The sequence below is a fragment of the Hymenobacter sp. UYAg731 genome, from assembly GCF_054061335.1.
Genome location: NZ_JBSSEC010000002.1, coordinates 147,670 through 171,658 on the forward strand (window position 1 = coordinate 147,670; position 23,989 = coordinate 171,658).

The following is a 23,989-nucleotide window of genomic DNA, read 5'->3' on the forward strand; positions in this document are numbered from 1 at the left end:
TGGCTCAGTAGCGCCTTCTTTTATTTTTATATTTCTATGAACGGCACCTTATATAACTTTAAGGTTTCGTTCTTAAAAAAATTCCCACGTAGATGCGCTTTCACTACCCTTTAGCACTTGCCTTTGCCCTGCTCGCCAGCACTCAGGCCCGGGCTCAGCAGGCCGTTAAAATATTATTTGACGCGACCAAAGCCGAAACGGCCGGCAACGCCGATTGGGTGATTGATGCCGACGTTTCGGGCAGCCCGCAGCGCCTGCCCACACCGGCGCAAAGCACCGTCACGGCCAGCACACCCGAGGGCTACTGGACCGGCGCGCTTTCCTCCTGGGGCATTGCCCTGGTGAAGCGCGGCTACCAAGTGGAAACGCTGCCCGGCAGCGGCCGCATCACTTACAACGATGCCACCAATGCCCAAGACCTGCACTACTACGCGGCCTACATCGTGGATGAGCCCAATACGCGCTATACTGCCGCCGAAAAAACGGCCATTCTCAACTACGTGCGCAACGGCGGCGGCCTGTTCATGATTTCGGACCACACCATTTCCGACCGCAACAATGATGGCTGGGACTCGCCCGCCATCTGGAACGACCTCATGGCCTCGGCCAGCCCCGCCAATCCCTTCGGCATCACCTTCGACCTTAATAATCTCTCCTTCACCACTGGCGTGGGCGCGGCCGTCACGCCCACCGACTCGCTGCTGCACGGCCCCGCCGGCAACCCCGTGGCCATGGAATACCACAACGGGGCCAGCCTCACCCTCGCTCCCACCGCCAATGCCAGCGTGCGTGGGGCCTTGTTCAAGCCCGGCGCGGCCACTACCGGCACCACCGGGGCCATTGTGGCGCACGCCCGTTACGGCCAGGGCCGGGTGGCCGCCCTCGGCGATTCGTCACCGCCCGACGACGGCTCGGGCGCGCCCGGCAACAACCTGTATGATGGCTGGGCGGCCGAAGCCAACGGCGACCACGCCCGCATCCTGCTCAACGCCACCATCTGGCTGGCCACGCCCAACCGCACCGCTACCGCCACCCGCCGCGCCACCGAGGCAGATTTCAGCATCTATCCCAACCCCAGCACCGATGCCATTTTCATCAGCGGCAATGTGCTGCCCACTGACATCCGCTGCCACAATGCCGTGGGGCAGGAATTCGTGGTGACCAGCACGGCGGCCGGGGCGGGTGCCCTGCGCGTGCAAACGGCCGGGCTGGCTCCGGGCCTCTATGTGCTCAGCCTGCGCCTGCCCAATGGCCAGGTGCTCACGCGCCGCATCGCGCGGCAATAATCTCCGGCCGGCTCAGGAGGCCCGGCGGCGATTATAAAAGCTGTTGGCGTCAAACGAATCCTGCTTGTAAAAGAGGGAGTTAGCCGGGGCAGCCCCTTTGCCCAGCGCCCGCAGCATGGCTTCTTCGTACTCGCGGGTAATCTGGAGTTCGACGTAGTGCGGATAGTTCAGCACCGACTCGGCATTGAGCGCGGGCACGAATACATTGTCGCCGTCCTCATCCAGCGAAGCCGCCCCAATGGGCAGTAGAATATGATTTTCGTGCTCGTCGACGTTGAATCGGGCATCCAGCTCCACATCCAGGTAGCGCACTTTCATGGCCTCGGGCTCCACAATCAGCTCGAACACGGTGCCCAAGGCCTGGCCGTCGCTGCCGCGCACGGTCCAGCCGCGCACGTCGGGATTGCCATCGGCTACTTCGAAATCGGTGAGGTCGCGCAAGCGGCGCAGGACGGGAGTTTCCATGAGGCAATTTATATCCAGTAACGGGTATTCAGTAGTCAGGCCAGTTAATCAGGCTAGATGGGCACCTGACCACTGGCTACCCAATGCCCATTACAGCTTTTATTGTTTCGGCTCGCTGAGTACCCGGACGGCGGCGGCGGCCTGGGTCAGGAATTGTTGGTTCTGGCGCTGCTCGGCCGCGGTAGTGCTGCGGCCGGACAGCTGGCCCGCGAGGCTTGCCAACGCATTGGCCTGGGTTTCCAAGTCGGGGTAAGCCTTTTGCTGCATGGCCCGAATAAGGCCCGCCGCCGCCACGAAGCCGGGGCGCAGGCTGGTATTGGGCTCGCCGAGGCGGGCGGTGGCGCTGGTCAGGTTGTCGCGCTGCTCGGTGGTGGTGGCGTCGCGCAGGTCGTCGCGGTCGGTGAGTGACACCAACACGCCAGTCAGTTTTTGCAGGCCATTCAGGGCATAGCCGGGCGCGGCGGGGTCGGAGGCGGCCTGCGTGGCCAGGGAAGCGGCGGTTTCGGAGCTACCGGCTGAAGTTGCCTCTTGGGCAGTATCGCCCTGCGGAATGCCATTGATGGCGGCGCGGCGCGTAGCCTGGTCCACGGCAGCGGCGGCGGCCAGCGTGTCCGGGGCAGTAGCGGGAGCGGCGGCCTCCGGGATGGCAACGGGCGGGGCGGGCTCATCGGCCGGGTCGGGGCGCAGGAAGAAATAAGCGGCTACCGCTACTATTACGGCCGCCAGCAGCACCAGCAGCCACGGGCTGGGAGCCGATTTTTTACGTTGAATATTGATGTCAGCCATACCAGCAAGGGGGAGAATGGCTCGAATCTACGAAGTGCGGCGAAAAACAGCCAGTTTTCCCCGCCATTGGCGTACTTGCGGCCGCGCCCTCCATCCGAAGGCCATCGTACCCAGCCAATGCCTGCACCGTCCTCCTCCGCCTTTTATCTGGCTGACTTACAATCCCGGGGGCTGCTGCCAACGGACCAGGCCGCTACCATCGCCGCCAGTGAGGCGGCCCAACCCTTTTCGCTGCACTACGAGCTGCGGGCGCTGCTTTACCTGGGAATCACGCTACTGGCCGGCGGGCTGGGCATCCTCATTTATCAAAACATCGACAGTATTGGGCACGGCGTCATCATTGCCGTTATTGCCGCGCTCACGGCGGCTTGCTTCACCTACGCGGCGCGGCACCGCGCCCCCTTCACATGGGCAGCGGCCCCCAAAACCTCGGTTGGGGCCGACTACCTGCTGCTCCTCGGCTGCCTGCTATTTGTGGTGCTGGAGGGCTACGCGCAGTACCAGTACGGCCTGTTTGGCAGCCGCTACGGCCTGGCTACGGCGGTGCCGGCCCTGGTTTTTCTGCCGCTGGCTTATTGGTTCGACCATCGCGGCGTGCTGGCTATGGGCCTCACGGCGCTGGCCTTGTGGGTAGGCCTCACGGTGGCACCGCTGGCCGTGCTCACCGAAAATAATTTTTGGAATGACCAGGTTCGCAGCGCCGCCATTGGCCTGGGCCTGGTGCTGATGATAACCGGATTTTATTCGGAATACCGGGGCCGCAAGGCGCATTTCGCGTTCACTTACCTGCTGTTGGGGAGCAATCTGGCATTAGCCGCGCTGGCTACGTCGCTGTTTCGGGCCACTTTTCATGAGCAGCCGGGCCTGGGCCTGAGCTACGTCATAATCATGCTGGCGCTGTGCGCGGGGCTATTCTGGTACGCACGGCGGGTACAGTCCTATTGGTTTCTGGTACTGGCGGCGGGCTACGCCTATTTTGCGGGCTGCTGCCTCTTGGTGCAGTTGGCCCTGCTGCTGCCCGATGCCCTGATGCTGACTTTCGCCACCATTTTCTTTCCCCTTTCGGCCCTGCTGGTGGTGTATTTCTTCGTGAGCCTGAAGAAAATAATGCGCGGTCCGACCAACAGTACGAGTCAAGCTGCTCATCCCCCGCAAGCATGAAATGGCAAGCTTATAATCCGGATTGGGCTTTCAACACGGCTTTGCGGGCCCAGGCGGCATGCTGGCAGCGGCAGCTGCTGGTGAGCCCGGCCCAACTGGCGGCCATCGAAGCTGCGTACCCGCTTGGTTACTACCGACCTGCTTGGCCGCTACGCGTAGGCCTGTTCATTTTTACGTGGATTGCCCTATCCCTGCTGGGCGGGTTTTCGGTGTTGATTACCGGCGGCGAGGCCCCTGTTGCCATCGGGCTGATTTATTGCGTGGGGAGTTTCGGGATGCTGGAGTTTCTGCTCATGGAGTCGCGCCTGTATCACGCTGGCCCCGACAATGCGCTTCTGTATTCGGGCCTGGGCAGCGCTATCGGGCTTCTCTACTATTGTTTCGCGCAGTACGGATGGACCACTTACTACGCCCACCCCGACTTGGGCAACAGCTTTCTGTTCCTGCTACTGGCGCTGGGGCTGCTGGCAGTAGCCACGTTGCGCTACGCCGATGCCTTAGTAGCCGCCGCCGCCTTTATTGCGTTGCTGCTACTGGCCGCCTTATTCGGTATGCAGAGCCCTTTAGGCCAGGCCCTGCTACCCTTTCTGCTAATGGCCACGGCGGCCGGCACACTGTTTTTGTATCGTGCATTGACCCGGCGGATAGCCGGCACCGCTCTCGCCGATTATTACGCCATCTGCCTACTCATGCTGAAAATACTGGCGCTGGTGGTGTTTTACCTCGGCGGCAACTACCTCGTGGTGCGCGAAGGCAACGCCGAGCTGCACAACTTAGCCGGGTCCGAGCAGATACCTTTTGCGCTGGTATTCTACCTGCTCACGGCCGGCGTACCATTCCTGTACATTACCCTGGGCCTGCGCCGGGCCGACCGCCCCACCCTGCTGCTGGGCCTGCTGGCACTGGCGTTTTCACTGTTCACATTGCGGCACTACCGTTCCCTCATGCCCCCGGAAATAGCGGCCGTAGCAGCCGGCACCGTGCTCACGATAGCGGCGGGGATGCTGTTGCGCGCCCTGCGCCCCGCCCGTTTCGGCCTCACCTCCCTACCCGACGACGAGCCGCGCCACTTCAACCTCGAAAACCTGATTCAGGCCCAGACGGCCCACGCGCCCGCTGCCCCGGCCGGCGGCGGCTTCGAATTCGGTGGCGGGCAGTCGGGCGGCGGCGGGGCCACCGGGCAGTTTTGAGGGTTGAGGGTTGAATGGGTCATGATTGCTCTCACTCAACCCTTAAAACCCAACCCTCCAATCTAAACCGCTACCGGCCGGTACAGCTTGGCCAGCACGGCCACGGCGTAGTCTACTTCGGCTTCGGTGTTCATTTTGCTCATCGAGAAGCGCACGGTGGCGCGGCCGGGGTCACAGCCCAGGGCCTCGAGTACGTGCGAGCCGGCCTGCGCCCCGCTCGTACAGGCCGAGCCGCCCGAGGCCGCCACCTTGCTGATATCCAGGTTGAACAACAACATCTCGCTGATGGCCGACGGCGGCAGGCTCACACTTAGCACGGTGTAGAGGCTCTTATCAGCGTATTCCGACAGGCCGTTGAACTGCACGTCTTCGATGTCGGCCCGCAGCTTTTCGATGAAGCGGGTTTTCAGGGCCTGCACCTGCGCATGGTGGGCCGCCACGTCGCGCACCGCAATTTCCAGCGCCTTAGCCAAGCCCACGATGCCGTACACATTCTCGGTGCCCGAGCGCACGTTACGCTCCTGCGCGCCGCCGTGAATGAGCGGGCTCACCCGCAGGCCGCTGCGGGTGTAGATGAACCCCACGCCCTTCGGCCCGTGAAACTTGTGGGCCGAACCCACCAGGAAGTGGTTTTTCAGCTGCTGCACGTCGTGCCGGTAGTGGCCCATCGTCTGCACCGTATCGGTGTGGAAAACGGCATCGTACCGGGCGCATATATCGCCGATGGCGGCAATGTCATTCAGGTTGCCGATTTCGTTGTTGGCGTGCATCAGGCTCACGAACGTGCGCGACTGCGCAGCCAGCAGCTCCTCCAGGTGGCCCAAATCCAGCGCGCCCTGCGCGTCGTGTTTCACGTAATGCAGCTCAACCTCGCCGCTTTTAGCCAGCGCCTGCAAGGGGTGCAACACGGCGTGGTGCTCCAGCGGCGAAGTGATGGCGTGCTTCAGCCCCAGCGTCCGCACGCTGCCAAAGGCGGCGTAGTTATCGGCCTCAGTGCCCCCGCTGGTGAAAATAATTTCGGCCGGCGCGGCATTCAGCAGGTGGGCCACCGTCTTGCGGGCATTCTCGATGGCGGCGCGCACCTGCCGGCCGGGGCCGTGCAAGCTGCTGGGGTTGCCGTAGTGCTGGCTCAGAAAGGGCATCATGGCCGCCAGCACCTCCGGGTCGAGGGGCGTGGTGGCAGCGTTGTCAAAATAAACGAAAGCGGGGGTGATGGGGGAAGCGGCACTCATAGAATCAGGTAAAAAGCCAGAAGCCGGGCGTGGGTGCACCCGGCTTCTTCGGAGTTAACACGATACAAACTTCGGGTTTTTGGCCCACATCTGCTGCCGTCCGATGCCCGTCAACAAGCTCGGCGCTTGCTTAGGCCTTTGAGGCGATAATTTCCTTGATGTCGCCAATGATTTTCTGAGCTAGATAGTCGGCCGTGGAGTTAGTGTCCGACTCGGCGTAGATGCGGATAATAGGCTCGGTGTTGGACTTACGCAGATGCACCCACTCCTTATCAAACTCAATTTTCACGCCGTCAATCGTGTTCACCGGCTGCTTGGCGTAGCGCTGCTCCATCTTGGCCAGCACGTCATCGGTGTTGATATCGGCCGTCAACTCAATCTTGTTTTTTGAGATAAAGTAACTCGGGTAAGAGTTTCGCAAACGGCTCACCGTGAGGCCCGTTTTAGCCAGGTGCGTCAGGAACAAGGCAATGCCCACCAAGGCATCGCGGCCGTAGTGCAGCTCAGGGTAAATGATGCCGCCGTTGCCCTCGCCGCCTATTACAGCGTTGGTTTCCTTCATCTTAGTCACCACGTTCACCTCGCCCACGGCGGCGGCCGAGTAGCTGCCGCCAGCTTTCTCGGTCACGTCGCGCAGGGCGCGGGTGCTGCTCAGGTTGCTCACAGTGTTGCCGCCGCCCAGTGCTTTCAGCACGTAGTCGGCCACGGCCACCAGCGTATATTCTTCACCGAACATCTCGCCGTTTTCGCTCACCAGCGCCAGGCGGTCCACGTCGGGGTCCACCACGATGCCGAGGTCGAAGCCGCCTTTTTCCAGCAACTTGGCAATGTCGCGCAGGTGCTCGGGCAGCGGCTCGGGATTGTGGGCAAAGTCACCGGTAGGCTCGCAGTGCAGCTTTTCAATGGTCGTCACGCCCAACGCCTCCAGTAGCTGCGGCACCGCAAATCCGCCCGAAGAATTCACCGCATCCACTACCACCCGGAAGTTGCGGGCCTTAATGGCCTCCACATCCACCAGGGGTAGCGCCAGAATGGCTTTGATATGCTTCTTGAGAAAAGTAGCGTCCGTGGTGTACTGGCCCAGCTTGGTCACGGGCGCAAAGTCGAAGTCTTCGCTTTCGGCCGAAGCCAGTACCTGCTGGCCGTCGGCTTCGGAAATAAATTCGCCGGTCGCATTCAGCAGCTTCAGTGCGTTCCACTGCTTAGGGTTGTGCGAGGCCGTGAGGATGATGCCGCCGGCCGCTTTCTTGGCAGGTACCGCCATTTCCACGGTGGGCGTGGTGCTCAGGCCAAGGTCGCACACGTCGAGACCCAGTCCTTGCAGGGTAGCGGCCACCAAGCGGCTCACCATATCGCCCGAAATGCGGGCATCACGGCCGATGATAATCAGCTTGCTATCGGTATTCTGGGTTTTAACCCAGGTGCCGTACGCGGCGGCGTACTTCACCACGTCGAGCGGCGTGAGGCCCTGGCCCACCGGCCCGCCAATGGTGCCACGGATACCGGAAATAGATTTTATTAAAGTCACGGAGGTAGTTAATTTGAAAGACCAAAATTAGGCATTAGCAGCCGGTTGGCGGCACGGAGTTTTATCTTTGGAATAATGGAAAACCTAACGCCCCCCACTAGTTCCCTCTTAGCCAGCACGCGTCGCCCAGCCCAGCTAGAAGCTTTCAGCCGCCTGCTCGACGTGCTCGACCGCCTCCGCACCGAATGCCCCTGGGATAAAAAACAAACCCTGCAAACCCTGCGGCACCTCACCATTGAGGAAACCTACGAAATCAGCGACGCCATTCTGCGCGACGACCTTCCCGACCTGAAAAAGGAGCTCGGCGACGTTATGCTCCACCTGATTTTCTATGCCCGCATCGCCGCCGAAAGAGGGGCTTTCGACATTGCCGATGTACTTAATGCCCAGTGCGAAAAGCTCATCTATCGCCACCCGCATATCTACGGTGACGTGCAGGCCGACGACGAAGAGACCGTAAAGCGCAACTGGGAACAGCTCAAACTCAAAGAAAAAGGCAATACCAACGGGGTACTTGGTGGCGTGCCCACCTCGCTGCCCGCACTGGTAAAGGCCATGCGTATTCAGGAGAAAGCCCGGGGCGCGGGCTTCGACTGGGAGCAGCCCGAGCAGGTATGGGACAAAGTGCAGGAAGAATTAAATGAATTTGGAGTAGAGTACAGCCACGGCAATCCCGACCGGATGAATGCCGAAAAAGCAGCCGACGAATTCGGCGATTTGCTCTTTTCGCTGGTCAACTTTGCCCGCTTCGCCGGCATTAATCCCGAAGAAGCACTAGAGCGCACCAACCGCAAGTTTATCAGCCGCTTTCAATACTTGGAAATGGCCGCCGCTGCCAATAATGAGCGCCTCGCCGACCTCACTTTAGCCCAGATGGACGTGTACTGGGAAGAAGCCAAACGCCGCCCAACTCAACCCAAAGGCGCGGTTTAGCGTTGGGGAAACTTCACCCAACTTTCATTACCATTCTGGTGGGCATGGGCAAGTTTTCTTTGGTCAGGCCACTCTTTTTGGTTAGGTTTGCCCAACTAAGACGGCTGAGCGGGTAGTTTAGACTTCGGTAAGTACTATTTTAGTCCTCTCGTTACGGGATTATCGATTGTCTTTTTGCCGTTGTTTGCATCCCCAACCAACTTTTTGCATTTTCTTTACCCACTCAATTCAACTACTTCACTCAACAACCCCAAACACTCCGGCACAATGGAACAGAAAAATGCCATGAATACGAGCCCACGGCCCGCCGCAACGGCCGCCAAAGCCGAAGCCCAAAGCAGCGGTGGCGCCTCGCTGTTTTCCGTCATAGTTATTATCCTGGCTTTTATCGTCAGTGTTATTGTTTATAAATTTGTCTTGGGTAGCGGCAGCCACTTCCAGGGCGGGGACAATAAAAACAATCCTCTGCCCGGTGACTACCTCGGGATTGTATACAAAGGCGGTGTTATCGTGCCCGTGCTGATGACCATGTTGCTCTGCGTAATTACGTTCTCCATCGAACGGATGCTCACTATTGGCAAAGCCAAGGGCAGCAAGAGCATCGAATCTTTTGTACGCACCGTTCGCCAGAAACTGAACGCCAACGATATCAACGGCGCTCTGGCTGCTTGCGACCAGCAGAAAGGCTCGGTAGCCAACGTGGTGAAAGCCGGCCTGATGAAATACAACGAAATGTCGCGTGAAACCAGCATGGCCACGGACCAGAAGGTACTCGCCATCCAGAAGGAAATCGAAGAAAGCACCGCTCTTGAGTTGCCCATGCTGGAGAAAAACCTGGTTATCATCTCGACGCTGGCTTCCATTGCCACGCTAACGGGTCTGCTCGGCACCGTATTCGGTATGATTAACGCCTTCGCCGCACTGGCACAGGCCGGTAGCCCCGATGCAGTAGCTCTGGCAAACGGTATTTCGGAAGCCCTGATTAACACGGCGCTCGGTATCGGTACTTCGGCCCTCGCCATTGTAGCCTACAACTACTTCACCAGCAAAATTGACGAGCTGACCTACAGCATCGATGAAGCTGGTTTCAGCATCATCCAGACCTTCGCTGGTCAGCATGGCAGCAACGCGGGCCAATCGGTTCGGACGGTTTAATTCAGTATTTTACTGATGCACTAAAATGCGGGGCTATTCGTTTAGGGAAACCGGACGAGTAGCCCCCTTTTAACCCCCATCTCGCAATGCCTAAAGTAAAACCGCACCGTACCTCGCCGTCGCTCGATATGACGCCGATGGTGGACCTGGCCTTCTTGCTGGTGACGTTCTTTATGCTCACCACCAAGTTTGCCCCCGAAGAGACGGTCGTAGTGGATACGCCTTCGTCTACCTCAGAACTTAGATTGCCAGAGAGTAACGTCATTACGCTCACCATCGACAACAAAAAACGGGTGTTTTTTGGAGTTGACGACACCAAAACCAAGATTCAAGCCTTGCAGAAGGTGGCTGCCAAATACGGTATCAACTTCACTGCGGCGCAGGCCAAGGAGTTTGGCAACCTACCCAACTTCGGCTTGCCCATCAATCAGCTCGGCTCTTACCTCAACGTTGAGAAAGAAGAGCGCAAGCAGCTAAATGCTCAGCAACCTGGTGTTCCCATCGATTCGCTCAATAACCAGCTTATTGATTGGGTATTGGAAGCTCGCAAGGCAAATCAGGCTCTCTTTAAAAAACCTACCTACATTGCTATTAAAGGCGATGGCAACGCCGATGTACCGACGGTGCAGGCAGTTATCAAAATTTTGCAGGAGCGCGACATCAACCGTTTCAACCTCATTACGGACCTGGAGAATAAGCCGGTAGCAGCCGCTCGGTAAATTTGAGCAGGCCGCGTGAGCTAATCATTTCCCCACCCATTTACTTCAGTAAATTCCATGGCAGAAATTCAAGGAAAAGCCGATTCCGGTGGGAAAGGTGGGAAGAAGCGAGCCAAAAAAATGTCGACCAAAATCGACATGACACCGATGGTGGATTTGGCCTTTCTACTGCTCACCTTCTTTATGTTGACTACTACCTTCGCAAAGCCTAACGTGATGCAGCTCACGATGCCAGTGAAGAAAACTGACGACGTAGAGGACACCAAAATCAAAAACTCGCAGGCTATGACTATCCTGCTGGGTAAGGATAACAAGGCGTATTACTACTACGGCATGAACACACCGACCGACAAAACGGTACCGAAGCCGGAGTTGAAGGTGACGAATTATTCGGCCAGCGGCATCCGTCAGATTATCATGACGCGGCAGCGGCAACAGCCGGAACCTATTATTCTCATCAAAGCAACCGCCGACGCCAAGTATAAAAACATGGTGGACATTCTGGACGAGATGAACATCACGAACCAGAAGAAGTACGCGCTGGTGAAGATACCGCAAGTAGACCTGGACCTTATTAAAGAATCCGCCTTATGATGGATAACGCGCAAATTTCAAAGGCCAGCTTAAACGACATCGTTTTTGAGGGTCGTAACAAGGCGTACGGGGCATACGTGCTGCGTCGCTTGTACCAGCGGCATGTCACGCGGGCTCTGATTATTGCTACGGCGTTGTTCTTGCTGCTGATTGCGTTTCCGCTTATTTCGCAGTACCTGAAAGACAGACTGCCAAAAGAGCCCGCGAAGAACCTGAAGGAGAACGTGCTGATGGATGCGCCTCCCTTGGATGACACCAAGCCGCCGCCCCCCCCGCCCCCCCCCGAAGCTCCGCCCCCCCCGCCCCCCAAGCTTACCACCATCAAATTCACTCCTCCGGTAGTGAAAAAGGATGAGGAAGTGAAGAAGGAAGAGGTTCCGGACCAGGAAGAGCTGAAGGATAAGACGGTGGCAACCGTAACCGTAAAAGGCAACACGGATGCTCCAGACCTGTCTGAACTATCAGGCACCGGCGACAAAGTGGTTGAAGAGGTAGTTGAGAACAAAGTCTACACTTACGTAGAGCAAATGCCTCAGCTGCCCGGTGGCGGTGGAAACGGTGCCATCGTAAATGCCATCCAGAAGGCGGTGAAATACCCTCCTTTGGCGCTTCGCAACCAAGTTGAAGGTCGCATCTTCGTTAGCTTTACGGTGAACCCGCAGGGCGACGTTTCGGATGTGAAGGTGGTAAAAGGCCTTGGTTCAGGTCTTGACGAGGAAACGATTCGGGCGGTGAAAACCCTGCCTAAGTTTATTCCCGGTAAGCAGAACGGCCGTGCAGTAAGCGTTTCGTTTACCGTACCGATTACCTTCAAAATTCAATAGGTTTTTAATTCGGGATTGATTCCGAATTAATCAAAACCCTGGATTGAGCATCATGGCTCGGTCCAGGGTTTTTTATTGCATAGTTATAAACACTATGCACTTCTCGATACTGTTTAAAGACGATTAATCGTTACAATAGTCTATTGATGGGGCACTAATCGCATTAACTTTCCGATTATTGGATATTCTCATCTGGAAGTGTATAATGCCGCGAGCCGGTTGAGGTCCGCGACTGGCGGGACTATATGGAAAGCAGTTGTTTTTTTAGCTTTTTTGCAGCTTTGTTCTGTAGCCTCGTTTCAGCCGGCCGAACCTTTACCCATCATAACCGGGTTTGTTATATCTCCATTTCTGCATTTTTCCTCTTATGCTCAACTTGCCTACTACCGAGGAACGGCTCGGGAAGTCACCCCAACGACTAGTGCGTTACTTTGTGCTTCTGATGGCCTTGGTTTATATGGGGCTCGGAGCATGGTTGTGGTGGTCGGCCAGTAGTCCTTCTACCGGTGGCCTGATTCAACTAGGCCCAATAGCCCGCCGGGTTTTGGGCTCCGTCTTCATCCTCTATGGATTGCTCCGTTTTGGGCGGGGCTATCAGGCGCATTTTCGCCAAAAATCTACTTCTGACTCTGACCATAATGACTAAGCGCGCTCATCTTTTAACTGCTGGCGTTACGGTGTTGGCTGGGGCTATTGCCATTGCCTCCTGCAATGCGCCAGGTTCGCCAGGAGCCCAGGACACCCCTACCAGCGGAAACGTCGCAGTGAGCGTCGATGAAACGTTTGCGCCCATTCTGCAAGCGCAAGTTGATACGTTTTCGGAGCTCTATCCGAATGCCCACGTCAAAATGAGTTTTCAGCCGGAGGAGAAGGTAATGTTGGACCTTATCAACGACAAAGTGAAGCTGGCCGTGGTATCGCGGGAGCTGAATGCGGAGGAGCAGGCCGATTTTGCCAAGCAAACCATTGTGCCGCGCACTACGCGCATTGGTATCGATGGATTGGCCATTGTTGTGAATCGCAGCAACCCAGATTCGCTGCTGACGGTAGCGCAGTTGGCAGATATTTTCACGGGCAAAACCAGCAACTGGAGTCAGATTAGCGGCAAGAAGGGGCTGGCGGCTATCAATGTGGTATTTGATGCGAACCGGAGCAGCACGACGCGTTTCGTGCGCGACTCGGTGACGCATGGTGCCGCGCTTACCGACCGGGTCTTTGCCGCCGCATCGAACCCGGCGTTGCTGGACTATGTTGCAACGCACCCCAGCGCTATTGGGGTGGTGGGTGTGAACTGGATTTCGGACCGGGACGACCCAACCGCCATGAAATTTGCCAATAAAGTGCGGGTGGCTAGCATCACGGCCCGCCCCAATCCCAAGCCCAACGACTATATCCAGCCCTACCAAGTATACTTGGCTGAGAAGAAGCCGGAGCAACTGGCGCAGGACCCGGATTTGCAGAATTACCCACTCCGGCGCAACCTTTACATCATCAGCCGAGAAGCGCGGGCAGGATTAGGCACAGGGTTTGCATCTTTCGTGGCAGGCAAAAGCGGGCAGCTAATTTTTCAGAAGTCGGGCTTGCTGCCGGCTCAGATACAGGCCCGAATTATTACCACGCCTAAACTGTAAACACGCTTTTCGCGTAACAATTTTTCATTGCTTTTTCATCCTTTTTCTTCTCCTATGAGTTTCAAGCCCTGGAAACAGCCGCTGCTCGCTGCCGTCGCGATGGTAGCAGGTACTACGGCGGCCACCGCCCAAAACGTGCAAACCGCCCAACGCGATATTGAATTGGGCCGGTACAACGAAGCCCGTGCCATTCTGCGCCCCGGTTCCTCGCCCGAAACGGCTTTCGAGTTGGGTCGTCTGTATCAGATGCGTGATATGCCCGACTCAGCAGCTTATTTCTTCAATAAAGCAGCTGGCTCGACTCCTTTTGGTCAGGTGGCAGCCGGCCGTGCGTTGCTGGCCAAAGGCCAGATTGCGCCAGCAGAGGTCCAGTTTGATGCTGCCGCCAAGGCAACCAAGAACAAAGATGCCAAGGTGCTGACAATGATAGCCCAGGCGTATGGCGAAGCTGACGGCAAGAGTACCGGCAAAGCCCAGACCTACATGGACGCCGCGCAAGCCGTTTACAAAAAAGATGACCCGGCCCTGATGGTAGCCCGTGGCGACGTGTTCCTGCACTCCGACCAAGGCGGTGGCGAAGCAATGACCAGCTTTGACCGCGCCATTGCTGCCAACCCTAGCTACGCCCAGGCTTATTACAAAAAAGGTGCTTTGAGTGTGCGTTCGCGCAACTTCAACGCCGCGCGTGAGAGCCTGAATAAGGCGGTGGAACTAGACCCCAGCTATGCTCCGGCTTACCGGGAACTGGCCGACATGTACTACTACGCCGGCCAATATGACCTGGCGCTGAGCAGCTTTCAGAAGTACACCAGTCTGGCCGAGAAATCGCCGGCTACCGACGCGCAGTACGCTTCGTTTCTGTACCTGACCAAGAAATATCCGGAGGCGCTGACCGAGGTAAACAAGGTCCTACAGGTCGACCCGAACAACATTACCATGAACCGCCTGCGGCCCTATCTGATGTACGAGACCGGCGACTTCGCTGGTGCTTCGACGGCTATGGATACGTACATGAAAATAGCTCCGGCGGACAGGGTTATCTCGGAGGACTTGGCTTACAAGTACAAAATCATGAGCAAAACCGGTAAGGGCAGCGAGGCCATTACCGGTATTAGCGACATCATTAAGAAAGACCCGAGCAAAGCTTGTGACTTCCAGAATGACTTGGCCAGCATTTATGCTAACCAGAAGAATTACAAGGGTGCTATCAGCGTGTATAAGTACAAGTTGAACAAATGTAGCGGCGACCTTACCGACCAGTTCCGTTTGGCTACGGCTTTCAGCAGCGATAAGCAGTATGTGGAGGCTGATAGCGTGTACAACATCATCAACATCGCCAAACCCACGTATGCTCCGGCATACCTGTACCGAGCTTCGGTGAATGCTCAGCGCGACCCAGAGGGCAAGCAGGGTCTGGCCAAACCGAGCTACGAGAAGTACATTGAGTTGTCGAAAGCAGCTGATGCCGAACCGGCTAAATTCCGCGAAGGCTTGGTACAAGCCTATGGCTACCTGGGCGTAAACTCTTTCCAGCAGGGTGATAAAGCCGGAGCCAAGTCATACTTCGAGCAGGTATTGGCCTTGGACCCTGAGAATAAGGGTGCCAAGAGCAACCTGGATATCATCACTGCCAAGCCCAAGGCAGCGGTTAAGAAACCTGCTCCAAAAAAGAAGTAATTCTTATATGGCGCTTATGCAAAAAGGTCCCAACGCAATTCGTTGGGACCTTTTTGTTTTTACGTAATGGGCTTGATTTCAAGTAGCAGCCCAGTTGCGCCATTTTTCCAGGACTGCCGCAAAATCTTCGGGCAGTTCGGCTTCAAATAGCAATTGCTCGCCCGATGTTGGATGCACGAAGCCAAGCGAGCGAGCGTGCAATGCTTGGCGCGGCATCAATTGGAAAGCATTTTCTACAAATGCCCGGTAGGTTCCATTGTTCTGGCCCACGCGGATGCGGTCGCCGCCATACGTTGCATCAGAAAATAAGGGGTGGCCGAGGTATTGCATATGGGCGCGAATCTGGTGGGTCCGGCCGGTTTCGAGTACGCAGCGCACCAGTGTGACCGGGCCAAAGCTCTCCAGCACCTCGTAGTGCGTCACAGCAGGCTTGCCTTGCTCGCCGCCGGGGTACACGGCCTGCACTTTACGGTCGCGCACGCTGCGGCCAATATGGCCCGTTATGGTGCCGGTGGGGCCAGGCGGGGTACCCCACACCAAGGCCAGGTAGCTGCGCTGAATGGTGTGGTGGAAAAACTGCAAGGACAAATGCGTCATGGCAAATTCAGTTTTGCCAATTACCAGCAAACCCGACGTATCCTTATCGATGCGGTGTACCAGACCGGGCCGGATTTCCCCATTACGGCCCGTTGGCAGGTTGGCGAGGTGATGGGCAAGCCCATTAACCAACGTGCCCTGCCAATGGCCATAAGCCGGATGCACGACCAGACCGGCTGGTTTATTCACGATGAGCAGTTCGGCATCTTCGTAGCGAATATCCAAGGGCATCTCCTCGGGTATCACCCGGCCTTCACGCGGTGGTTCGGGTAGTGTGACAGTGATAATATCCTGCGGCTTGACCCGATAATTGGGCTTTACAGCCACCCCATTCACCTCCACAGCCAGCGCCCGGATGGCTTCCTGTACTTTATTGCGCGAAGTATTTCGCAGCCGGCTGTGCAGGAATTTATCAATCCGTAGCATTTCCTGTCCCCGGTCTACGGTGATGCGGTGATGCTCATAAAGCTCATCCCCGCCTTCTTCATCGGCCTCGCTGTCGAGCAACTCATCCGCCTCAAATTCGTCGTCTATCATTTCCCAAAGTAGTGGTATATGAAAAAAGCCGGAGCGAGTGCTCCGGCTTTTTTAGGCAGGCGGCGGTTGCCGCTTACTTTTTGGTCTTGGTCTTGGTCTTGTTCACACCAGGCGCAACCGGTGCGCTGGTAGCCGGCGAGGCCGGACCTGATTTGATAGGAGCCCCCGCGCCGGGCGTAATGCCCATTTTCTTCAGCACGAGGTCCGAAATGTCGCCCTCTTTAGGTGCATGCAACAGCAGCGGGCTGCCGCCACCATCGGAGTTGAACACGTAGGTGAAGCCGTTCTCGTCGGCTACCAAGTCAATGTTCTTTTGCAGCTTGTCCAACGCGGGCTTCAGCAGCGTCTGCTGCTTTTGCTGCAACGACTGCTCGGCCGTGCGCTGGAATTCCTGAATGGACTGCTGCAGCCGCTGCAACTCCTTCTCGGTATCCGCTTTCACTACCTCGGTCATGGTGCCGGATTTCTGCTGGTAGTCCTTCACCTTGGTTTCGAATTCGGAGCTTTTGCTTTTCAACTGGGCCGCGAGCTGGTCGTTGTAGGTTTTGAGTTCCGACTCAATCTGCTTGCTTTCGGTCATTTGAGATAACACGTACTGAACGTCGGTGTAACCAATTTTCAGGGGGGCCTGGGCCTGCGCGGAAGTGGCAGCCAGGGTTCCGGCGGTCAACAGAGCGGCGGCGAGCGTCAGACGAAAGATTTTCACGAGATTCATCAAAAAGAAAAAGGGTCAGAAAAATGTTGGGACAAAGGTAATTACTTCTTCTTTGTCGGACGCGCTGGCTTGGATGCCGGCTTGGCAGTCGGCGCAGCTTCGGGCGCGCCCGAGTCCGATTCAAAGTTAGGGTCTACTGGCGTTTTTGGTGGGGCCACCGTTTTTACCGCGCCTTTGGGGCCGGGCTGGTTGCGGTCTTCAGCGCCCAGACCCAACTCTTCAAGCACAAATTCGGTGTAATCGTGCGCAGGATTGGTGTAGAGCATGGTCAGGTCCCCGGATTTATCAAAAACCACGGCCAGCGTCTTCTTCTTGGCTACTTTTTCCACAGCCTCAAACACCTTGTCCTGCACCGGCTTATTCAACTCTTGGCGCTTCTTAAACAGTTGGCCTTCGTAGCCAAACTGCTTGTTGCGGTAGGCTTTCAATTCCTGCTCTTTGAGCAGAATTTCGTCCTGCCGCTTCTTCTTCATGGCCTCCGTGAGCACCACTTCTTCGTTCTGATAGTTCCGATGCAGCTTGTCGAGGTCTTTTTGCTGGGCTTCAATCTCCTTCTGCCAGGTATCCGACAGCAGGTTCAGTTCCTGCTGAGCCTTGGCGTACTCCGGCATCTTGGCCATGATAAACTCCGAATCGACCCAGCCAAACTTCTGGGCGTGGGCTTTCGGGGCAAAATTCAGCAACAAAAAGGCCAGTAGCAGGCCACCAAAGTTCTTCATACGGGAGGAAACGTGAAACTCCGTTCGCTAGTGCCTTGCTAGCGAATTTGCTGGCCAATGATGAAGTGGAAGTGGTTGGGGTCCTGCTTGGTGCCGGCAGGCGTACCTATCGGCGGTATCACGGAATCGAAGCCGTGGCCAAAGTCGAAGCCCAACAAGCCAAAAGCCGACATAAAAATGCGGGCACCTACGCCAGCCGACCGGTACAGCTTGTAGGGGTTATAGTTCTGGTAAGAGTCGAAGGCATTGCCTGCTTCGGCAAAGCCCAACACGTACACCGTAGCAGCCGGGTTGAGGCTGACGGGGTAGCGCATTTCCAGCACGTACTTGTTGAAAGCAATGCCACCGGCCTGGTTGGCCTGCGCCGTGGGAATGGCGAAAGTGGCGTTAGGGTCATCATAACCGCGCAGGCCTACGTAGTCGGTACCCACCAGATAGTTGCCGCCGCCGTTGTAGCCCAGGCCCGCACCGCCCATTTTAAATCGCTCAAACGGTCCAATGTCACGCTTCGAATTATAGGTACCCAAGTAGCCGAAGTGGGCGCGGGTATTCAGCACGAGCTTGCCCACAATTGGGGTAAACCAAGACGCATCAAACATCCATTTGTGGAATTCAATCCACTGGTTGTTGCTGGGATGGTCAGGGTTAATCAGCGAATAAGGGGGAGTCAGGTTTACGCTCAGGCTCAGCGATGAGCCCCGACGAGTGTAGGTCGGGTTGTCGATGCTGTTACGGGCCAGCGTAGTATTCAGGGTAATGTTATTGAACGTACCCGAAGATGCCCCTGCGATAACGGCATAGTTCTGCGTCTGGTACTGGCTATACGACAGCGAGTTGCTGAGCGTGAAATAGTCATCCGGCACGCGCAGCTGGCGGCCCAGACCCACGGTGGCACTGTTTACCTTAATAAACTGGTCCGAAGCAGCATCCAGCGCCGCCCCCGTGCGTTGCACGCTATGGTTCAGGCTAAACGAGAATGAATTCGGCCGCCGGCCACCCAGCCAAGGCTCGGTGAAGGACAGTGAATAAGCTTGGTACTGCAATCCATTGGCCTGCACGTTAAGCGACAGGCGCTGGCCGTCGCCAGCGGGCACGGGCGTCCAGTTGCGCAGCGTACCCGCTTTGCGGAGCGAGAAGTTATTAAAAACCAATCCTACCGTACCGATAAAGCCGGCATAACCGCCCCAGCCACCCGACAGGGTCACCTGGTCCGAAGGCTTTTCTACCACCGTGTAGTTGATATCAACCGTGCCATCGGCCTGATTGGGGATTGGATTTATACCGATTTTCTCCGGGTCGAAATAGCCTAAGGTAGCAATTTCCCGTTGCGAACGGATAAGCAATTCCCGGTTGAATTTATCGCCGGGCAGCGTGCGCAGCGTACGGCGCAGCACATGGTCGCTGGTTTTGGTATTGCCCGAGATATTGATGTCTTTGATGTGCGCCTGCACGCCCTCATTCAAGCGCATTTCAATATCAATCGAGTCGCCTTCTACCTTGGTTTCCACCGGGTCGATGGTGAAGAACAGGTAACCGTCGTTGAGGTACAGCGAAGAGATGTCCTGCCCGGTCGGATTGTAATTCAGGCGCTTATCCAGTATCTCCTTGCTATAGGTACTGCCGGGCTTGATGCCCAGCACGTTGGCCAGCGTCTTATCGTCGTACAGGTAGTTGCCGTTCCACGTAATGTGGCGGAAGTAGTATTTTGGACCCTCGTCCACCGTGATGCGCAGAGCCAGGCCTTTTTCGTCACGCACCAGGGTATCGCTCACGATAGTGGCATCGCGGTAGCCTTCGGAATTATAAAACTCCAGCAGCTTCTTCTTATCCTCCTCATACTCACTACGCTGAAATTTTCCAGGAGTCAGGAATTTATAAGGCTTCCGCTCCTTGGTTTTCTTGAGCTTACCCTTCAGCTTACGGTCCGTAAATGCCTTGTTGCCCTCAAAGGCAATTTCATGGATGCGCACTTTCGAGCCCTTGTCCACATCAATGCGCAAGGCCACGCTGTTCGACAAACTGGAGTCGGCAACTTGCACAATGTTTACCTTGGTATCGAGATAGCCCTTGTTGACAAAGAACTTGCGCACTTGGGTCCGCGCATTGTTCATCAGGGCATCTGTTACCACTTTGCCCCGAATCAGCGTAATCTTTTTAGTCAGGTCCTCCGTTTGCCCCTTTTTGATGCCGGTAAACGTGAATTTCGATAGCCGCGGCCGCTCCTTCAGGTTATAGTCGAGAAAAATCTTGTTGCCCTCGATGCGGGCCACTGTCACGCTCACGTCGCCAAGGATGCCCTGCGCCCATAGTTTGCGGATAGATTTGCCAATCTCCTCACCCGGAATGCTGATGGGGTCGCCTACGCGCAAACCAGTCAGGCCAATCAGGGTGTTGGGGTCGAGGTACCGGGCACCGCTGATAGTGATACCGCCCAACTCGTACTTTTTGGGCTCATCAGCTCCGGCGGCTCCTGGTTGCTGTGCCTGCACATGCATTGGGTGGGCTACTAAGCCTGCCAATACCGCTACCACAAGCGCACACTTGATAAAAAAATTATGCACAATAGACATTACAAAGATTTAAGATACAGTGATTTGTTCACTGGTTTTACCAAACCGCCTTTCCCGACGCTGATAAGCCCGAATGGCTTCCTGGAAATGCTGTTTCCGAAAGTCCGGCCACAGCAAATCAGTGATATACAACTCAGTATAGGCCAGTTGCCACAGCAGGAAGTTGCTAATCCGCTGTTCGCCGCTAGTTCGGATAAGCAGTTCCGGGTCCGGCATTTTAGCTGTCACTAAGTAGCTCGCTACCGTGGCTTCGGTCACCTGGCTGGCCTGGAGCTGGCCCGTGGCCACATCGGCAGCCATGCGCCTGGCCGCTTGGGTAAGGTCCCAGCGGCCGCTGTAGCTCAGGGCAAGCACCAGCGTCATGCGGCTGCCATGCTTGGTGAGCTCCATTGCCTCGGCCAGCTCCCGCTGGCAGCTTTTGGGCAAGGTTGCCAGGTCGCCGATAGCTTCCAGACGAATACTGTTTTTGAGCAACGTGGCGGTCTCCTGCCGGATGGTATGCACCAGCAGTTGCATCAGGGCTATCACCTCCAGCGCTGGACGGTTCCAGTTCTCAGTCGAAAACGCATACAGCGTCAGGAAGCGCACACCTAGTTCGGCGGCTTCTTCCACAGTTTCACGCACCGCCGTGATGGCGCTTTGGTGACCAAACACGCGCAATCCTCCACGCTGCTTGGCCCAGCGCCCATTGCCGTCCATGATGACAGCTACATGAGCGGGAATATTTTGAGTATCTATTTCGGCCTTGCCGGTCATCTTTGCGGTTTCGCTAAAAGAGCCCGCAAGTTACGGAAATGGTTGCATTTAGCAGCCGAACGTCAATAATGACCTTCCCCTATATGCCGTTCTGAGTTATACTGAAACCAGTTGCCATCAGAAAGCTAACTACTACTTTAGCAGCGTCTTATTCTTTTTATACTGGTCAGGGCAGCGGATTTTATAGAACGTATAGGATAAGCTGACCCCGCTATAATAATACCAATCCTGGTCATGAACATTTACCAAGAGCGGGTCTTGCGTGCTCAAATGGTCGAGCTGGTCGGTAAATGTCTTACGCACCCCAGCTTCCAGCCCCAAGTTAAGGTGTTCCGAAAGCGCGTACTTTATGCCTGCTCCGGCCGGGATAGCCAACCCCAACATACTGCCTTTCTGGTTAAAGCTGGCCTGTAGGAGTGGGTTATTGGATACTGTGGTGGTATTGGCATAGAATGCGGCCAGACCCGCAAACAGATACGGGGTGAAATGCACCTTATCTGTCCGGTAATGATAGTCGAGGAAGTTATATTCTACTACCGCCGATGCTTCGAGTACGCTGCCTTTGGTGTTGGCCTGCCGGTAGTTCTGGAGCGGAGGTACTCCCCCATTGACGCCCGTCACGTTATCATCGGCACCCCGCAGGAAACCGGCCATAATGCCTCCGCGCAGTGTGATGGGCACCGACACATCTTTGCGATAGAAGGCAGTGAAGGCGGGCCTGCTGTTTTGCAGCTGAAAATCGGGAGATATTTCGCCCCGGTAGTTTGTGGCACCAATACCAATCCCTATTTCACTGGTATTCTGAGCGTTGGCCGAAGCGCAAAAAAACGTACTCCCCGCCTGCACAAAGCAAGCGAGGAGTACGTTTTTGAAACCTGAATTCGTCATTTAGTAATTGCTGACTCGGGAAAAGAAACCTAAGCCAACAGTCGCTGGCTAGCGGAATTTGGGGTTCTTGATGCGGGGCGTCAAGATGTAGTTCAATGTTACACCTGTTACGATGTACCAGTCGGTTTTATTGCCATTGTCGCCACGTGCCTCCCCTTTGTTGGTGAAGCCCGTAAAACCTCCTTCGGTTACGCTACGGGTGATATCATTACCGAAATACTTTTGAACACCCGATAGGTTATCAGCGCCAGCGTATTTACCACCTACGTCGTCGATGTAGTCAGTAAATGTTTTGCGCCATCCGATTTCGAGGCTGGCATCAAAGTTACGATTGATGCGGTAGCGAATACCACCACCGAAAGGAATCGAAATTTGTGTTTTGCTATAAGCGGTGGCTTGGCCTTCTGTTTTCAGGGGCTGGAGGTCAATGTAGTTACCGTTCTTGTCAAGTCCTTGAGGACTATTATAGAAACCGGCGACACCAACAAACACATACGGCACAAAGTCGGGGCGCTTGAGGTAGTTGTTGCGGTTTTCGATAAGGTCGATAATAGCCACAGCAGAAGCTTCCAGAATGTCATTCCGGAAATTCATGTTGCGGTTGTACCGGAACTTAGAATCAGTACCGTTCTGGTCAGCTGCCAGCGCATCATCACCCGAAATACGGCCATAAGACAGACCAAAACGGCCCGACAAACGTGGGTAGAACCGACGGGTTATAGAAACGCCTGCACCAACACGAGTAGCTCCTGCACGCAAGCTTGAGAAGTTGGTAGTCGGCGTTATATCGCCGAAGTAGTTCATCGCGTTCAGGCTGAAACCGATGGAGTTATACTGTTTCCGCTTGCTGAACTGCTGAGCATCTGCTTCCGGCGTAGCCACCAAGGCCAATCCGAGCACAAAGGCCGTGGAATAGGTGAAAATATTTTTCATAAGGCAACTAAAAATGAGGAGACTTGGTGCAGTGGTTGAGAGCAGTGCAGAGAGCGCACAGTTTCAGACGGTGACAAAAGTAGGGCTAATCGGGAACTTAAAAAAGTTTTGACAATTTTTTCAGCAAAAAACTCTGTTTTCAGACCTGAATACCAGCGGGATTGCGGCGGTCGAGGCCCCAGTTTAATTTGCTGCGCAAGGTACTGAGGAAGTTAACGTGGTTGAGTTTTACTAGACGAGCATTGAAAGCTTCTCGGCGAACGGCAATCTGGACGGACGCTTCGACGGGCAGGGAGCGGGAGTCGAGTGCCAACATGTAACTGGAGCTGCGGCCTTCAATTTCGAAAGAAATCACGCTCTGGTCGGACACTACCAAGGGGCGTACGTTCAGATTGTGGGGGCATACGGGAGCGATGATAAAATTGTTTGTCTGGGGCAGCATTACCGGGCCGCCGCAGCTGAGGGAGTAGCCGGTGGAGCCGGTGGGTGTGGCCACGACAAGGCCATCGGCCCAATAAGAATTAAGGTATTCGCCGTCGATGTAGGTATGCACAACAATCATGGACGAGGTATCGCGCTTGAGTACGCTGAACTCATTGAGGCCAAAATTGAGGCTACCGAACACGTCGGGGTCGGTGTCGACCCGAATCAGGCTGCGCTCTTCGATGGTGAAATGCCCTTTAAAAAGGGCGTCGATGGCTTGGGCGATGCGGTCGGGGGTGATGGTGGCCAGGAAGCCCAGGCGGCCGGTGTGAATGCCGAGAATGGGAATCTGGAGGCTGCCGACGTAGGTGACGGTGTCGAGCAGAGTGCCATCGCCGCCGATGCTGAGCACGAACTGGACGCCACGCAACGAGTCGCCGCGGTGAAGCTCAGTAGTGCCTTCGGGCAGACGCAGGCGGTTGTCGAGGAAGGTGCGGAAGGCTTCGCCAATGCGGACTTCGGCCCGGCGGGCGGCCAAGTCGTCGAGCAGGGCCTGAATGGCCGGGGCAGCTTCGTCGTCGAAAGGCTTACCGAAAATGGCGATTTTCATGCGGAAGGGAAAGCGGATTACGTAATACGGCGGACGGCTTACGTAACAAATAAATAATCC

General features: G+C 56.1%; 22 protein-coding genes. 10 read left to right on the forward strand and 12 right to left on the reverse strand.

The genetic code is table 11. The features are described from left to right. Positions 1–92 precede the first annotated feature (92 nt). Complete coding sequence (locus tag ACVWYF_RS05165) at positions 93–1,286, forward strand: T9SS type A sorting domain-containing protein (protein ID WP_457065323.1); 1,194 nt, start codon at positions 93–95, stop codon at positions 1,284–1,286. Positions 1,287–1,298: 12 nt separating this feature from the next. Here ACVWYF_RS05165 and ACVWYF_RS05170 read toward each other — a convergent pair whose 3' ends face one another. Together ACVWYF_RS05170 and ACVWYF_RS05175 are read right to left on the reverse strand one after the other, a co-directional pair. Continuing rightward, positions 1,299–1,751 (reverse strand): PRC-barrel domain-containing protein, encoded by a 453-nt coding sequence (locus ACVWYF_RS05170; protein ID WP_457065325.1) that lies wholly within the window; start codon positions 1,749–1,751, stop codon positions 1,299–1,301. Positions 1,752–1,850: 99 nt separating this feature from the next. After that, positions 1,851–2,537 carry a hypothetical protein gene (locus tag ACVWYF_RS05175; RefSeq protein ID WP_457065327.1) on the reverse strand — a complete coding sequence of 229 codons (687 nt, stop codon included), beginning with the start codon at positions 2,535–2,537 and terminating at the stop codon, positions 1,851–1,853. A gap of 117 nt (positions 2,538–2,654) precedes the next feature. On the opposite strand from ACVWYF_RS05175, the gene ACVWYF_RS05180 reads away from it, so the two are divergent. After that, positions 2,655–3,698, forward strand: a complete 1,044-nt coding sequence (locus ACVWYF_RS05180; protein ID WP_457065329.1) for a DUF2157 domain-containing protein — start codon at positions 2,655–2,657, stop codon at positions 3,696–3,698. Beyond that, positions 3,695–4,888, forward strand: coding sequence for a hypothetical protein (locus ACVWYF_RS05185; protein WP_457065331.1), 1,194 nt, complete (start codon positions 3,695–3,697; stop codon positions 4,886–4,888). The genes ACVWYF_RS05180 and ACVWYF_RS05185 overlap by 4 nt, the downstream gene beginning before the upstream one ends. 62 nt (positions 4,889–4,950) lie before the next feature. Here ACVWYF_RS05185 and ACVWYF_RS05190 read toward each other — a convergent pair whose 3' ends face one another. After that, on the reverse strand, positions 4,951–6,120 hold the full coding sequence (locus tag ACVWYF_RS05190; protein ID WP_457065333.1) for a cysteine desulfurase family protein: 1,170 nt from the start codon (positions 6,118–6,120) through the stop codon (positions 4,951–4,953). A gap of 130 nt (positions 6,121–6,250) precedes the next feature. Next, the gene (glmM, locus tag ACVWYF_RS05195; RefSeq protein WP_457065335.1) at positions 6,251–7,648 is read right to left on the reverse strand and encodes a phosphoglucosamine mutase; all 1,398 of its coding nucleotides are present in this window, start codon (positions 7,646–7,648) and stop codon (positions 6,251–6,253) included. A 75-nt stretch (positions 7,649–7,723) separates the two neighbouring features. On the opposite strand from glmM, the gene mazG reads away from it, so the two are divergent. The 7 genes from mazG to ACVWYF_RS05230 all read left to right on the forward strand — a co-directional run bounded on the left by mazG (position 7,724) and on the right by ACVWYF_RS05230 (position 15,181). Further along, positions 7,724–8,581: a nucleoside triphosphate pyrophosphohydrolase gene (mazG, locus tag ACVWYF_RS05200; protein WP_457065337.1), complete on the forward strand. Its 858-nt coding sequence runs from the start codon at positions 7,724–7,726 to the stop codon at positions 8,579–8,581. Positions 8,582–8,848: 267 nt separating this feature from the next. Beyond that, complete coding sequence (locus ACVWYF_RS05205) at positions 8,849–9,736, forward strand: MotA/TolQ/ExbB proton channel family protein (protein WP_457065339.1); 888 nt, start codon at positions 8,849–8,851, stop codon at positions 9,734–9,736. 86 nt (positions 9,737–9,822) lie between these two features. Next, positions 9,823–10,455, forward strand: a complete 633-nt coding sequence (locus ACVWYF_RS05210) for an ExbD/TolR family protein (RefSeq protein ID WP_457065341.1) — start codon at positions 9,823–9,825, stop codon at positions 10,453–10,455. A 120-nt stretch (positions 10,456–10,575) separates the two neighbouring features. Beyond that, positions 10,576–11,049 (forward strand): ExbD/TolR family protein, encoded by a 474-nt coding sequence (locus ACVWYF_RS05215; RefSeq protein ID WP_457065343.1) that lies wholly within the window; start codon positions 10,576–10,578, stop codon positions 11,047–11,049. Next, positions 11,046–11,873, forward strand: a complete 828-nt coding sequence (locus tag ACVWYF_RS05220) for an energy transducer TonB (protein WP_457065345.1) — start codon at positions 11,046–11,048, stop codon at positions 11,871–11,873. The genes ACVWYF_RS05215 and ACVWYF_RS05220 overlap by 4 nt, the downstream gene beginning before the upstream one ends. A 638-nt stretch (positions 11,874–12,511) precedes the next feature. Beyond that, positions 12,512–13,504 (forward strand): PstS family phosphate ABC transporter substrate-binding protein, encoded by a 993-nt coding sequence (locus ACVWYF_RS05225; protein ID WP_457065347.1) that lies wholly within the window; start codon positions 12,512–12,514, stop codon positions 13,502–13,504. Positions 13,505–13,558: 54 nt separating this feature from the next. Beyond that, positions 13,559–15,181, forward strand: coding sequence for a tetratricopeptide repeat protein (locus ACVWYF_RS05230; RefSeq protein WP_457065349.1), 1,623 nt, complete (start codon positions 13,559–13,561; stop codon positions 15,179–15,181). Positions 15,182–15,259: 78 nt separating this feature from the next. On the opposite strand, the gene ACVWYF_RS05235 is transcribed toward ACVWYF_RS05230, so the two are convergent. From ACVWYF_RS05235 to ACVWYF_RS05270, 8 genes are all read right to left on the reverse strand, one after another. After that, positions 15,260–16,315, reverse strand: a complete 1,056-nt coding sequence (locus ACVWYF_RS05235; protein ID WP_457065351.1) for an RluA family pseudouridine synthase — start codon at positions 16,313–16,315, stop codon at positions 15,260–15,262. Positions 16,316–16,388: 73 nt separating this feature from the next. Beyond that, entirely contained in the window at positions 16,389–17,030 is a 642-nt protein-coding gene (locus ACVWYF_RS05240) for an OmpH family outer membrane protein (RefSeq protein WP_457065353.1), read from the reverse strand. 41 nt (positions 17,031–17,071) lie between these two features. Beyond that, positions 17,072–17,749, reverse strand: coding sequence for an OmpH family outer membrane protein (locus tag ACVWYF_RS05245; protein WP_457065355.1), 678 nt, complete (start codon positions 17,747–17,749; stop codon positions 17,072–17,074). Between the two features lie 38 nt (positions 17,750–17,787). Beyond that, positions 17,788–20,244, reverse strand: coding sequence for an outer membrane protein assembly factor BamA (bamA, locus tag ACVWYF_RS05250; RefSeq protein ID WP_457065357.1), 2,457 nt, complete (start codon positions 20,242–20,244; stop codon positions 17,788–17,790). Between the two features lie 84 nt (positions 20,245–20,328). Continuing rightward, the gene (locus tag ACVWYF_RS05255; protein WP_457065359.1) at positions 20,329–21,075 is read right to left on the reverse strand and encodes an isoprenyl transferase; all 747 of its coding nucleotides are present in this window, start codon (positions 21,073–21,075) and stop codon (positions 20,329–20,331) included. Between the two features lie 132 nt (positions 21,076–21,207). After that, the gene (gene porG / locus ACVWYF_RS05260) at positions 21,208–21,963 is read right to left on the reverse strand and encodes a type IX secretion system protein PorG (RefSeq protein WP_457065361.1); all 756 of its coding nucleotides are present in this window, start codon (positions 21,961–21,963) and stop codon (positions 21,208–21,210) included. Positions 21,964–22,011: 48 nt separating this feature from the next. Continuing rightward, positions 22,012–22,896, reverse strand: coding sequence for a DUF6089 family protein (locus tag ACVWYF_RS05265; RefSeq protein ID WP_457065363.1), 885 nt, complete (start codon positions 22,894–22,896; stop codon positions 22,012–22,014). 139 nt (positions 22,897–23,035) lie between these two features. Further along, positions 23,036–23,929, reverse strand: a complete 894-nt coding sequence (locus tag ACVWYF_RS05270) for an NAD kinase (protein WP_457065365.1) — start codon at positions 23,927–23,929, stop codon at positions 23,036–23,038. Between the last annotated feature and the right edge of the window lie 60 nt (positions 23,930–23,989).